Genomic DNA, 13078 nt, shown 5'->3' on the forward strand with positions numbered 1-13078 from the left:
CCGGTCGGCCCCGCCGGTCCGCCGCCCCGCTGGCCCGCCGGCCCGCCGGCCCGCCGGCCACGATCCACTCCATATCGCCGATGTCGGGGTGTCGGAGCGGGGTTGATGCCGCGATATCAAGGATGTCGAGTGGATCAAGCGAGTGGAGCAGCCGGGACGGGGGCGGGGCGTCTCTGGGGCAGTTCGCCAGGCGGCCCGCTGATCCACTCGGGATCACGGAAGTCGCGGTGTCCGGGCGGCCCGGACACCCCGACTTCCTGGAAGTCGAGTGGATCACGAGGCCGTGAGCGTCAGGCGGTGCCCCAGGTGTAGGTCTGCTTGCGCAACTTGAGGTAGACGAACGCCTCGGTGGACAGCACCCCGGGCACCGCGCGCAGTCGCTGCAGGATCTCCAGCAGGTGGTCGTCGTTGCGGCAGACCACCTCGGTGAGCAGGTCGAACGACCCGGCTGTGATGACCACGTAGTCGACCTCCTCCAACTCGGCCAGCCGGTCGGCCACTGCCTCCAGGTCGCCGTCGGTACGCAGGCCGATCATCGCCTGGCGGGGGAAGCCGAGCTGGAGCGGATCGGTCACCGCGACGATCTGCATCACGCCGGAGTCGAGCAGCCGCTGCACCCGCTGGCGAACCGCCGCCTCGGAGAGCCCGACCGCCTTGCCGATGGTGGCGTACGGTCGCCGGCCGTCCTCCTGGAGCTGTTCGATGATCCGCTTGGCCACATCATCCAGCAGAGCGTGATTGGCACCTTCACGGACAGCGACGCGTCGACCGCCGTTGCCGTTCTCGTGCTGCCGGTTCGTCATCGTGCGCTCCCCATGTACCGAATCGTGATGTCGCGCGTGTGTCCTCGCGCAGTCTGGCGTATTTCGTCGTGCATCGCTAACCCCGCAACGGAATCCCTTGTAAGGAAGGTCACCTCATGTCAGGATCAGTCGTCCATGGCACCTGACCCTCCCGCCGGCGCGCCACCCCCGTCCCGCCCGCCGACGATGACCCTTTAGGAGTCGTCATGCGTACTCCCCTCCGGCCCTTCACCCGGCGTGGACTGCTCACCGGCACTCTCGGTTCGGCCGCGCTCCTCGCCACGGGCGGCAGCCTCGCCGGCTGCGGCACCAAGGGCGCGCAACAGACCGAGGCCGGCTGCGTCAGCGAAGACCTTTCCGGCACCGAGAAGAAGCTTGCCTTCTCCAACTGGCCGCAGTACATGGACGTGGACGAGAAGGACGAGTCCAAGCGACCCAGCCTCGACGGGTTCATCACCAAGACCGGCATCCAGGTCACGTACACCGAGGACATCAACGACAACAACGAGTTCTTCGGCAAGGTGCAGAACCAGCTCGCGGCCTGCCAGAGCACGGACCGGGACCTCATCGTGCTGACTGACTGGATGGCGGCCCGGATGATCCGGCTCGGCTGGATCCAGAAGCTCGACCCGGCGAAGATTCCCAACGTCCAGGCCAACCTGCTCCCGTCGCTGCTCAACCGCTCCTTCGACACCGAGAACCGGATCTCCATCCCGTGGCAGTCGGGCCTCGCCGGTCTGGCGTACAACGGCGACGTCACCAAGGAGCTGCGCACCGTCGACGAGCTGCTCACCCGTCCCGACCTCAAGGGCAAGGTGACCGCGCTCAGCGAGATGCGCGACACGATGGGCCTGCTGCTCGGATCCAACGGGCACGACCCGGCCAACTTCACCACCGCCCAGTTCGACGACGCGCTCAACAAGCTCAAGAAGGCCGTCGACTCGGGACAGATCCGCAAGTTCACCGGCAACGACTACGCACCCGACCTGGCCAAGGGTGACATCGCCGCGTGCATCGGCTGGTCCGGGGACGTCATCCAGCTCTCCAGCGAGAACGCCAAGGTGCAGTTCGTCGCGCCTGACTCCGGCGTGATGCTGTTCAGCGACAACATGATGGTCCCCAACAAGGCCACTCACAAGGGCAACGCCGAGGCGCTGATCAACTACTACTACGAGCCGGCCGTCGCCGCGACGCTCGCCGCGTACGTCAACTACATCTGCCCGGTCAAGGGCGCCCAGGCCGAGATGGAGAAGATCGACCCCGAGCTGGCCGCCAACCCGCTGATCTTCCCCGACGAGGCGCTGCTGTCGAAGTCCAAGGTGTTCATGGCCCTGGACGAGAAGCAGGAGAAGGAGTACGAGGGCAAGTACCAGCAGGTCATCGGGGCGTGACGGAGATGGCGCGCGAGACACCTGCCGGCGACCTGCGCTTGGCCAACCTCACCAAGCGGTTCGGGATCTTCACGGCGGTCGACGACCTCAGCCTGACCATCCCGCAGGGCTCGTTCTTCGCCCTGCTCGGCGCGTCCGGCTGCGGCAAGACCACCACGCTGCGGATGATCGCCGGTCTGGAGGAGCCGACCAGCGGTCAGGTGCTGCTCGGCGACCGCGACGTCGCCCGGCTGCGGCCGTACAAGCGGCCGGTCAACACCGTGTTCCAGAGCTACGCGCTCTTCCCGCACCTGAACATCTTCGAGAACGTGGCCTTCGGGCTGCGTCGGCGCGGCATCCGCTCGGTCGACGACGAGGTCCTGCGGATGCTGTCGCTGGTGCAGCTCGACGACTATGGCAACCGCCGCCCGGCCCTGCTCTCCGGCGGCCAGCAGCAGCGGGTCGCGCTGGCCCGCGCGCTCATCAACCGGCCGCAGGTGCTGCTGCTCGACGAGCCGCTGGGCGCTCTCGACCTCAAGCTGCGCCGGCAGATGCAGATCGAGCTGAAGCGGATCCAGACCGAGGTGGGCATCACCTTCGTACACGTCACGCACGACCAGGAGGAGGCCATGACAATGGCCGACACCGTCGCGGTGATGAACGCCGGCCGGATCGAGCAGCTCGGCGCCCCGGCCGACATCTACGAGTTCCCGGCCACCGCGTTCGTGGCGAACTTCCTCGGCCAGTCCAACCTGCTCGCCGGCGAGGCCGCCGGCACCGCGGGCGGCGAGGTGGCGGTGACGGCGCACGGCGCGCGCTTCTCGGTGCCCGCCGGCCGGTCCCGGGCCGACCGTGGTCCGGTCCACCTGGGGGTACGCCCGGAGAAGCTGCATCTGGTCGGCTCCGCCGACCAGGTGCCCGCAGGCCACCAGCACGTCACCGGGGTGGTCAGCGACGCCTCCTACGTGGGGGTCAGCACCCAGTACCTGCTGCGCACCGGCTGGGGCACCGAGCTGTCGGTGTTCACGGCCAACAGCGGGGCGGCGGCTCAGGTGCCGGTCGGCAGCGAGGCCGTGGCGTACTGGGATCCACGGCACGCGTTCCTGCTGCCCCGCGATGCCGACGACAGCGACCGGACCTCGCCGGTGGTCGACGAGCCGGTGGGTGCGCCGTCGTGAGCGTCCTGGCCCAGGTGCCCACGGGATCGGGGCAGCCGCCGCCCACGCCGCCGGCCGCCCGGTCCGGGAGGCACCGCCTGCTGCCGTACCTGTTGCTGCTGCCCGGCGCGGCCTGGCTGCTGGTGTTCTTCGGCGTGCCGCTGGTGCAGCTCGCCGCGGCCAGCCTCTACGACCCCAGCGGCTCGCTCTCCACCGGGTACGCGCTGACCTGGGCGTTCGGCAACTACCCGGACGTGTTGCAGGCGTACTGGCCGCAGTTCCTGCGCTCGTTCGGCTACGCCGGCGTGGCCCTGGTGCTGGCGCTGGTGCTGGGTTACCCGCTTGCGTACGCCATCGCGCAGAAGGCCGGCCGGTGGAAGAACCTGCTGCTGGTCTGCGTGGTCGCGCCGATGTTCACCAGCTTCCTGGTCCGCACGCTGGCCTGGAAGACCATCCTGTCGGACAACGGCGCACTGGTCGGCCTGCTGCGCGACGTGCACCTGCTCGCCCCGGACGGTCGGTTGCTGGCCACCCCGTTCGCGGTGGTGCTCGGCCTGACGTACAACTTCCTGCCGTTCCTGGTGCTGCCGCTGTACGCGAGCCTGGAGCGGCTCGACCACCGGCTGCTGGAGGCGGCCAGCGACCTGTACGCCAGCGGATTGCAGGCGTTCCGCCGGGTGACCCTGCCGCTGTCCATGCCGGGCCTGGTCGCCGGCACGCTGCTGTTCTTCATCCCGGCCAGCGGCGACTACATCAACGCCGAGCTGCTCGGCACCCCGAACGAGTACATGATCGGCAACGTCATCGACTCGGCGTTCCTGGTCCGGCTGGACTACCCGCAGGGCGCCGCGCTGTCGTTCCTGCTGATGGCGGCGATCCTCGCGGTGGTCTTCGGCTACCTGCGCAGGGCCGGCACGGAGGAGGTGCTGTGAGGCTGTCGCGTTGGCTGGCAGACCGCTGGGTGATGATCGTGGCGTTGCTGGTGCTCGGCTACCTGGCGTTGCCGATCCTGGTGGTGGCCGGGCTGTCGTTCAACCGCCCGTCGAGCCGGCTGTCGTACGACTTCAACGAGTTCACCCTGGACAACTGGCGCCAGCCGTGCGCCACGTCGGACATGTGCGACGCGGTGGTCCGCAGCGTGCAGATCGGCTTCATCGCCACCGTGGTCGCCACCGTGCTCGGCACCCTGATGGCGTTCGCGCTGGTCCGGCACCGCTTCCGTGGTCGTTCCGGCATCAACGTGCTGATCTTCCTGCCGATGGCCACCCCGGAGCTGGTGATGGGCACCTCGCTGCTGGCCCTCTTCGTCTCCGCCGGGGTGCCGCAGGGCTTCTGGACCATCGTCATCGCGCACGTGATGTTCTGCGTCTCGTTCGTGGTGGTCACCGTCAAGGCGCGTCTCGCGGGGATGGACCGGCGGCTGGAGGAGGCCGCCATGGACCTGTACGCCAGCGAGTGGCAGACCTTCCGGCGGATCACCCTGCCGCTGGTGCTGCCCGGCATCGTGGCCGCCGCGCTGCTGGCCTTCTCGCTCAGCTTCGACGACTTCATCATCACGAACTTCAACGCCGGCACCACCGTCACGTTCCCGATGTACGTCTGGGGCGCTGCCCAGCGGGGCATCCCGCCGCAGGTCAACGTCATCGGCACCGCGATGTTCGCGATCGCGCTGCTGCTGGTCGGGCTCAGCTCGCTGCGCGGTCGGCGATCCCGCCGCGCCAACCTGCTGGCCAGCACGGGGCAGGGCCGTCCGGCGCACCGGCCGTCATGACCGTCCCGCACACCGGCCGGGCGCTCGCCGACGCGGCCCCGGTGCCGTACTGGCTCGACCGTCCGGACCGCCCCGACCCGCTGCCGCCGCTCGCCGGCCCGCAGCACGCCGACCTGCTGGTGATCGGCGGCGGATACAGCGGGCTCTGGGCCGCCCTGCTGGCCAAGCAGGCCGAGCCGGACCGCGACGTGCTGCTGGTCGACGCGGGCACCTGCGGCTGGGCCGCGTCCGGGCGCAACGGCGGGTTCTGCGCCGCCTCGCTCACCCACGGCCTGGCCAACGGCGTCGACCGGTTCCCCGACGAGGTCGGCGAGTTGGACCGTCTCGGCCGGGAGAACCTGGACGCCATCGCCGCCACCATCGCCGAATTCGGCATCGACTGCGACTTCGAACGCACGGGCGAGCTGGCCGTCGCCGTCGAGCCGTACCAGCTGGCCGGGCTCGCCGCCGACGCGGAGCTGGCCCGCCGGTACGGCCATCAGGTGCGGCTGCTGGACCGCGACGAGGTGCGCGCCGAGGTGAACTCGCCGACGTACCTCGGCGGGATGGTCGACGCCGACCGGGTGGCCATGCTGGATCCGGCGAAGCTGGCGTGGGGGCTGCGCCGTGCCTGCCTCGACCTCGGCGTGCGGGTGCACGAGCACACGCGGGTGACCGGGCTGCGCGCCGACGGCGCGGCGCTGTACGCCCGGACGGCCGGCGGGCCGGACGCCGCGCCCGGGTCGGTACGGGCCCGGCGGGTGGTGCTGGCCACCAACGCCTTCCCGCCGCTGCTGCGCCGGCTGCGGGCGTACCTGGTGCCGGTGTACGACCACGTGCTGATGACCGAGCCGCTCACCCCGGCCCAGCGGGACGCGATCGGCTGGCGCAACCGGCAGGGACTGGCCGACACCGGCAACCAGTTCCACTACTACCGGATCACCTCCGACGGGCGGATCCTCTTCGGCGGGTACGACGCCGTCTACCACTACGGCAACCGGGTCGCGCCGGAGCTGGAGCAGCGTCCCGCCACCTTCACCACCCTCGCCCAGCACTTCTTCACCACCTTCCCGCAGCTCGCCGACGTGCGCTTCAGCCACCGCTGGGGCGGCGTCATCGACACCTGCACCCGGTTCTGCCCGTTCTTCGGCACCGCGTACGGCGGTCGGCTGGCCTACGCGGCCGGCTACACCGGTCTCGGCGTGGGCGCCACCCGCTTCGGTGCCCGCGTGCTGCTCGACCTGCTGGCCGGCGGGAACACCCCGCTGACCGGGCTCGACCTGGTCCGCAGCAAGCCGCTGCCGTTCCCGCCGGAACCCGTCCGCTCCATCGGCATCAATCTCACCCGCTGGTCACTGGCCCGCGCCGACGCGCGCGAGGGCCGGCGCGACCTCTGGCTCCGTACTCTCGATCGTCTCGGTTTGGGGTTTGATTCCTGATGCGTGTCCTGCTCGTCGGCGCCGGTGGCGTCGGCTCCGCCGCCGTAGCCATCGCCGCCCGACGGTCCTTCTTCGAGACCATGGTGGTCGCCGACCACGACCCGGGCCGCGCCGAGCGCGCGATTGCCGGGCACGGTGACCGGTTCGTCGCCGCCCAGGTGGACGCGTCCTCGGCCGACGGGGTCGCCGCGCTCTGCCGGGAGCACCGGATCACCCACGTGCTCAACGCGGTCGACCCGCGCTTCGTCATGCCGATCTTCGACGGTGCGTTCGCGGCCGGCGCGGACTACCTGGACATGGCGATGTCGCTGTCGCGGCCGCACCCGTCCCGCCCGTACGCCGAGACCGGGGTGCTGCTCGGCGACGCGCAGTTCGCGCTGGCCGACGACTGGTCCGCGGCCGGCCGGCTGGCGCTGTGCGGCATCGGTGTCGAACCCGGCCTGTCCGACGTCTTCGCCCGGTACGCCGCCGACGAGCTGTTCAGCGAGATCGACGAGATCGGCGTCCGGGACGGGGCGAACCTCACCGTGGACGGCTACGACTTCGCGCCGTCGTTCTCCATCTGGACCACCATCGAGGAGTGCCTCAACCCGCCGGTGGTCTGGGAGCGGGACCGGGGCTGGTACACCACCGAACCGTTCTCCGAGCCGGAGGTCTTCCACTTCCCAGAGGGGATCGGGCCGGTCGAGTGCGTCAACGTCGAGCACGAGGAGGTGCTGCTCATCCCGCGCTGGGTCAAGGCCCGCCGGGTCACCTTCAAGTACGGCCTCGGCGACGAGTTCATCGAGGTGCTCAGGACACTGCACAAGCTCGGCCTCGACTCGACCGCGCCGGTCAGCGTGCGCGGCGTCCAGGTGTCGCCGCGGGACGTGGTGGCCGCCTGCCTGCCCGACCCGGCCACCCTCGGCGAGCGGATGCGCGGCAAGACGTGCGCCGGCACCTGGGTGCGGGGCCTCGGTCCGGACGGGCAGCCCCGGGAGGTCTACCTCTACCACGTGGTCGACAACGAGTGGTCCATGCTGGAGTACAGCCACCAGGCGGTGGTCTGGCAGACGGCGGTCAACCCGGTGGTGGCGTTGGAACTGCTCGCCACCGGCGCCTGGTCCGGCGTCGGGGTGCTCGGCCCGGAGGCGCTGCCCCCGGTGTCGTTCCTCGACCTGCTGAACGCCTACGGCTCGCCGTGGGGGATGGAGGAGCGATGAGCCGTTACGGGGCCATGTACGGGCCGGACATCACCTTCCTCGGCGTGGACCGGTGCACGCTCGACGACCCCGCGTCGTACGCCGACGCCGACGTCGTGATCGTCGGGGCGCCCTTCGACGGCGGCACCTCGCACCGTCCCGGCACCCGGTTCGGACCGTCGGCGATCCGGCAGGCGTGCTACCTCGCCCACGACGGCTCCCGCCCATCCCTCGCCCTGCGCGTCGACGCGTTGCGCGACCTGCGCGTGTACGACGCCGGCGACGTGGAGATGTTCTCCGGTGACATCGAGCGCTCGCTGGCCGCCCTGGAGGCCGCGGTCCACGCCGTGTCGTCCGCCGACGCCATCCCGGTGGTGCTCGGCGGGGACCACTCCATCGCGCTGCCCGACGCCACCGGTGTGGCCCGGCAGCACGGGCACGGCCGGGTGTCGCTCGTGCACTTCGACGCGCACGCCGACACCGGTGAGATCGAGTTCGGCTCGCTGCACGGGCACGGCCAGCCGATGCGTCGGCTCATCGAGTCCGGCGCGGTACGCGGTGACCGGTTCCTCCAGATCGGGCTGCGCGGCTACTGGCCCGGGCCGGACGTCCTGTCCTGGATGGCGGAGCAGCGGATGCGGTCGTACGAGATGACCGAGCTGGTCGCGCGCGGGCTCGACACGTGCCTCACCGAGGCGTTCGCGATCGCGGTCGACGAGTGCGAGGGTGTGTTCCTCTCCGTCGACGTGGACGTGGTGGACCCCGGCATGGCGCCGGGCACCGGCACCCCGGAGCCGGGCGGCCTGACCTCCCGGCAACTGCTCGACGCGGTTCGCCGGGTCTGCTATGAGCTGCCCGTCGTCGGGGTGGACGTGGTCGAGGTCGCCCCGCCGTACGACCACGCCGACATCACCGCGTACCTGGGCAATCGCGTGGTCCTGGAGGCACTGTCGGCGATCGCCCGCCGCCGCCGCGACGCGGCCGGAGGTCCACCGTGGAATCCGCGACAGCCCCTCCTGGACGCCCGCTGATAAAGGGTGATTCACGAAGTTGATGCCCGAGTGGGGCCACACGATCGGCCCTGCCCGATCCGGCCGAGCGGATGTCCGGCATGTCGTCCGGTCGCCGGCCAGGAACGGTCGGGGGGCGGGGCTTCGCCCCTCGATCAGCGGCGAGGGAGCGAACGGCGCAGGTGACGAGCGCTACGGTGGATATTGCACGCCGTGTTTGCGACGACACTCATCGCCGTGACGATGTATCCACCGCCCGCGCCCCGACCGCCCGCCGCCCCGAACTGGTTCCGCCGGGCCAGCCCGGGCCGCCGCCTCGCCGTGATCCTCGGCTCGGTGGCTTTGTCGCTGCTTCTGCTCTGCTGCGCCGGTACCGCCATCGTCGGCGCGCTGGTCGGCGAGCCGGAGCCCTCCCGGACCGGCACCGCGGCCGAGCAACCGCAGCAGCCCATCGTGGCGGCGCCCGCCGAGCCGACCGAGGAGGCCCCCGCGCAGGAGGTGCCGCCGGTCGCCGAACCCTCCACCGCGCCCGCCTCGCCGAGCCAGTCCAGCGCCGCGCCCGCACCCGTGGTGCAGGTGACCACCGTGACGGAGCGAGCCACCATCCGGTACGGCCAACGGACCGTCAAGGACTCGTCCCTCGCCGAGGGCAAGCGGGTCGTGCGGACCAAGGGCGTCAACGGTGTGAAGACCCTGACCTACGAGGTGACCACCACCGACGGCGTGCGGACGGCCAAGAAGCTGGTCAAGTCCGTCGTGACGAAGCAACCGGTGACCCAGGTCGTCGCCGTCGGCACCAAGAAGCCGCAGCAGGCGAAGTGCGACCCGAACTACGGCGGCTGCGTCCCGATCGCCAGCGACGTCGACTGCCTACCGGGCAGCGGCAACGGCCCCGCCTACGTCACAGGCCCCGTCAAGGTCATCGGCGACGACATCTACGACCTGGACCGCGACAACGACGGCTACGGCTGCGACTGATCCTGCGGCGGGCTTAACGGTCACACAGCGTCATCCCACGCGGGGTAGGACTGGGTTTCGAGCGTCATACCTCTGAGTCATATCTATACCTCAGAGGTATAACGCTCTCCAGTGCGGGCGGCTCCGCCACCCACGCCCCACCGCGCCGGAGCCGATGTCACGCGGCGAGGCGCGAGCGGATCAGGAAGCGGACGCCGTCCGGGGCCTCCAGGGAGAAGCCGCTGCCTCGACCGGGGACCACGTCCACGGTCAGCCTCGTGTGCTTCCACAGGTCCCACTGGGCGGTCGACATCCAGAACTCGACCGGCTCCGGCACCCCGTCCACAGCTAGCGAGGCGAGCAGGACGTCGGACGAGCCGGTGCGGAACTCGCCCGCCGGGTAGCACATCGGGGCGCTGCCGTCGCAGCAGCCGCCGGACTGGTGGAACATCAGCGGCCCGTGCCGCCCCCGCAGCGACCGGATCAACTCGGCCGCCGCGGGGGTGACGGAAACGACGGACATCAGAAGAAGCCGAGCTTCTGCGTCGAGTAGCTGACCAGCAGGTTCTTGGTCTGCTGGTAGTGCTCCAGCATCATCTTGTGGTTCTCCCGGCCGATGCCGGACTGCTTGTACCCGCCGAACGCGGCGTGCGCCGGGTACGCGTGGTAGCAGTTGGTCCACACCCGGCCCGCCTGGATGGCCCGTCCGGCCCGGTACGCGGTGTTCATGTCCCGGGTCCAGACGCCCGCGCCCAGCCCGTACAGGGTGTCGTTGGCGGTCTTGACGGCGTCGTCGAGGTCGGCGAAGGAGGTCACCGAGACCACCGGTCCGAAGATCTCCTCCTGGAAGACCCGCATCGAGTTGTCGCCCTCGAAGATCGTCGGCTGGACGTAGTACCCGCCGGACAGCTCGCCGCCCAGGTCCGCGCGGGACCCGCCGGTGAGCACCTTGGCGCCCTCCTGCCGGCCGATGTCCAGGTAGGACAGGATCTTCTCCAGCTGGTCGTTGGAGGCTTGCGCCCCGATCATCGTGTCGGTGTCCAGCGGGTGCCCCTGCACGATCTGCTCGGTGCGGGAGACCGCCGCGGCGAGGAAGTCGCTGTAGTGGCCCTGCTGGATCAGCGCCCGCGACGGGCAGGTGCAGACCTCGCCCTGGTTGAGGGCGAACATGGTGAAGCCTTCGAGCGCCTTGTCCAGGAAGGCATCAGAAGCAGCGCTGACGTCGTCGAAGAAGATGTTCGGGCTCTTGCCGCCCAGCTCCAGGGTGACGGGTTTGATGTTCTCGCTGGCGTACTGCATGATCAGCCGCCCGGTGGTGGTCTCACCGGTGAACGCCACCTTGGCCACCCGCGCCGAGGACGCCAGCGGCTTGCCGGCCTCCACGCCGAAGCCGTTGACGATGTTGAGCACGCCGGGTGGCAGCAGGTCCGCCACCAGCGACAGCCAGTAGTGGATCGATGCCGGGGTCTGCTCGGCCGGCTTGAGCACCACGGCGTTGCCGGCGGCCAGCGCGGGTGCCAGCTTCCAGGTGGCCATCAGGATCGGGAAGTTCCACGGGATGATCTGCCCGACCACGCCGAGCGGCTCGTGGAAGTGGTACGCGACGGTGTCGTCGTCGAGTTCGCCGAGCGAGCCCTCCTGCGCCCGGATCGCCCCGGCGAAGTAGCGGAAGTGGTCGATGGCGAGCGGGATGTCGGCGGCCAGCGTCTCGCGGACCGGCTTGCCGTTCTCCCAGCTCTCGGCGATGGCCAGCGACTCCAGGTTCTCCTGCATCCGGTCGGCGATGCGATTGAGGATCAGGGCGCGCTCGGCCACCGAGGTGCGCCCCCAGGCGTCGGCGGCGCCGTGTGCGGCGTCCAGGGCCCTCTCGATGTCCGGTGCGGTGCCCCGGGCCACCTCGGTGAAGGTCTGCCCGGTGACCGGGGTCGGGTTCTCGAAGTAGCCGCCACCGTGCGGCTTGACGTACTCGCCGCCGATGAAGTGGTCGTAACGGGACTGCCAGTGGGTGGGCGCGTCGTAGCGCGTCATGGTTACCTCCGCCGTCGTTGTGCGGGTGTGCCGACGGCGACGTTAGTTTCCGGAACGTTGCAGCCACGTTGCGCGCGGTAGGTCGTACTCCCCGGCGAGCTGGTCGATGCGGGCGAGCGCGAGCGGCCGGCGTGGCGCGCCCGCCGGCAACGCCCGCGCCAGGGCCTGCCAGGCGGTCAGGTCGTCGTCCCCGGCGGACGTCGCGGTCCAGGTCGCGAGCAGCGCCGGGTCCGCGGTGGCCAGCACGGCCGCGCGGAGCTGACCGTCGATGAGCCGACGTAGTCGCGTCACTCCCGGCGCGTCCGAGCCGGGCAGCAGCGACCCGGAGTACGCGTCGAGCGCGCCCGCCGGATCGCCCTGGTCCAACCGGTCCGCGACGGTGGTGAAATCGGCGCGGACGGTGCCGCGCAGCCGGTACGGGCGGGAGTCGAGCAGTTCGGGGCCGAGCACCCGGCGCAGCCGGGACAGCTCCGCGCGCAGGGTGACCGGGTGCAGTCGGTCGTCCCCGTACAGGTCGAGGCCGAGCTGTTCGCCGGTGCGCCCCTCGGGATGGTGCAGCAGCAGCACCAGCAGCTCGCTGTGCCGGCGGCCGAGCCGGATCCGCCGCCCGTCGACCCGCAGCTCCGCCTCGTCCCGGCCGAGCGCGGTCACGGTGGCGACGCCGGGCTCCACCGGTCGGTCGGTGGCGAGCTGCGCCTCGGCGGCCCGGGCGGTGGCCCGGACCAGCGCCAGGCTGTGCGGGTTGGCCAGGTGGTCGCCGCCGGTGATGTCGACGGCGCCGAGCAGCCGACCGGTGACCGGGTCGTGGATCGGCGCCGCGGCGCAGGTCCAGCGCTGCACCGGCCGGCTGAAGTGCTCGGTGGCGAAGATCTGCACGCTGTGGTCGACGGCCAGCGCGGTGCCGGGGGCGTTGGTGCCGGCGTGTCTCTCGTCCCACAGGGCGCCGGGCACGAAGTTCATCCGTTCGGCGTGCCGGCGCACTCCCGGGTGGCCCTCCACCCAGAGCAGCCGCCCGTACGCGTCGCAGACCGCCATCAGGTGCGCGCCGTCCTGTGCGATGCCGCCCAGCAGGTCCCGGAACAGCGGCAGCACCCGGGCCAGCGGGTGAGCGGACCGGTAGCTCGCCAGCGCGTCGTCGACCAGGTCGACCGGCGGGGTGGCCTCCGGGTCGAGCCGCGCCGAGCGTTCCCACGAGCGGCGTACCACCTCCCGCACCCGGTGCGGCGCGGCGCCGGCGGCGAGGAACGCCTCGTGGGCGGCACCGACCTGCGCGATCCGCTCCGCCGGATCGACGCCGAATTCCAGGGCGAGCCACGGGTCAGCCATCGGGCGACCTCCTCGGCTCCCATCGTGACGCAGCTCACCCCTGATCGCCAACCGTCC

The 13078-nt window shown here is 70.9% G+C and carries 12 protein-coding genes; 8 read left to right on the forward strand and 4 right to left on the reverse strand.

Features of this window, described 5'->3' with window-relative positions:
- Positions 1-290: 290 nt before the first annotated feature.
- Complete coding sequence (locus tag ABZU69_RS03145; protein WP_089017637.1) at positions 291-803, reverse strand: Lrp/AsnC family transcriptional regulator; 513 nt, start codon at positions 801-803, stop codon at positions 291-293.
- A gap of 206 nt (positions 804-1009) precedes the next feature.
- On the opposite strand from ABZU69_RS03145, the gene ABZU69_RS03150 reads away from it, so the two are divergent.
- The 8 genes from ABZU69_RS03150 (at position 1010) to ABZU69_RS03185 (ending at position 9688) form a co-directional block, all read left to right on the forward strand.
- Positions 1010-2194: a spermidine/putrescine ABC transporter substrate-binding protein gene (locus tag ABZU69_RS03150; RefSeq protein WP_354962761.1), complete on the forward strand. Its 1185-nt coding sequence runs from the start codon at positions 1010-1012 to the stop codon at positions 2192-2194.
- A 5-nt stretch (positions 2195-2199) separates the two neighbouring features.
- Positions 2200-3351, forward strand: coding sequence for an ABC transporter ATP-binding protein (locus tag ABZU69_RS03155; protein ID WP_354962946.1), 1152 nt, complete (start codon positions 2200-2202; stop codon positions 3349-3351).
- A complete protein-coding gene (locus ABZU69_RS03160) occupies positions 3348-4262 on the forward strand; it encodes an ABC transporter permease (RefSeq protein ID WP_354962762.1) in 915 nt (304 codons plus the stop codon). Before ABZU69_RS03155 ends, ABZU69_RS03160 begins: the two co-directional genes overlap by 4 nt.
- Positions 4259-5101 carry an ABC transporter permease gene (locus ABZU69_RS03165; protein WP_354962763.1) on the forward strand — a complete coding sequence of 281 codons (843 nt, stop codon included), beginning with the start codon at positions 4259-4261 and terminating at the stop codon, positions 5099-5101. The genes ABZU69_RS03160 and ABZU69_RS03165 overlap by 4 nt, the downstream gene beginning before the upstream one ends.
- Positions 5098-6519 (forward strand): FAD-dependent oxidoreductase, encoded by a 1422-nt coding sequence (locus ABZU69_RS03170; protein ID WP_354962764.1) that lies wholly within the window; start codon positions 5098-5100, stop codon positions 6517-6519. The genes ABZU69_RS03165 and ABZU69_RS03170 overlap by 4 nt, the downstream gene beginning before the upstream one ends.
- Entirely contained in the window at positions 6519-7721 is a 1203-nt protein-coding gene (locus ABZU69_RS03175) for a saccharopine dehydrogenase C-terminal domain-containing protein (protein ID WP_354962765.1), read from the forward strand. Before ABZU69_RS03170 ends, ABZU69_RS03175 begins: the two co-directional genes overlap by 1 nt.
- On the forward strand, positions 7718-8731 hold the full coding sequence (gene speB, locus ABZU69_RS03180) for an agmatinase (protein WP_354962766.1): 1014 nt from the start codon (positions 7718-7720) through the stop codon (positions 8729-8731). The genes ABZU69_RS03175 and speB overlap by 4 nt, the downstream gene beginning before the upstream one ends.
- A gap of 222 nt (positions 8732-8953) precedes the next feature.
- The gene (locus ABZU69_RS03185) at positions 8954-9688 is read left to right on the forward strand and encodes a G5 domain-containing protein (RefSeq protein ID WP_354962947.1); all 735 of its coding nucleotides are present in this window, start codon (positions 8954-8956) and stop codon (positions 9686-9688) included.
- A 157-nt stretch (positions 9689-9845) separates the two neighbouring features.
- On the opposite strand, the gene ABZU69_RS03190 is transcribed toward ABZU69_RS03185, so the two are convergent.
- The 3 genes from ABZU69_RS03190 to ABZU69_RS03200 are packed head-to-tail and all read right to left on the reverse strand — an operon-like array spanning position 9846 to position 13021.
- Positions 9846-10193 (reverse strand): DUF779 domain-containing protein, encoded by a 348-nt coding sequence (locus ABZU69_RS03190; protein ID WP_354962948.1) that lies wholly within the window; start codon positions 10191-10193, stop codon positions 9846-9848.
- On the reverse strand, positions 10190-11695 hold the full coding sequence (adh, locus tag ABZU69_RS03195; RefSeq protein WP_354962767.1) for an aldehyde dehydrogenase: 1506 nt from the start codon (positions 11693-11695) through the stop codon (positions 10190-10192). Before adh ends, ABZU69_RS03190 begins: the two co-directional genes overlap by 4 nt.
- Positions 11696-11737: 42 nt before the next feature.
- Positions 11738-13021 carry a GAF domain-containing protein gene (locus tag ABZU69_RS03200; RefSeq protein ID WP_354962768.1) on the reverse strand — a complete coding sequence of 428 codons (1284 nt, stop codon included), beginning with the start codon at positions 13019-13021 and terminating at the stop codon, positions 11738-11740.
- Positions 13022-13078 lie beyond the last annotated feature (57 nt).

The sequence above is a fragment of the Micromonospora sp. NPDC005206 genome (assembly GCF_040608175.1).
In the GTDB taxonomy this organism is placed as follows: domain Bacteria; phylum Actinomycetota; class Actinomycetes; order Mycobacteriales; family Micromonosporaceae; genus Micromonospora.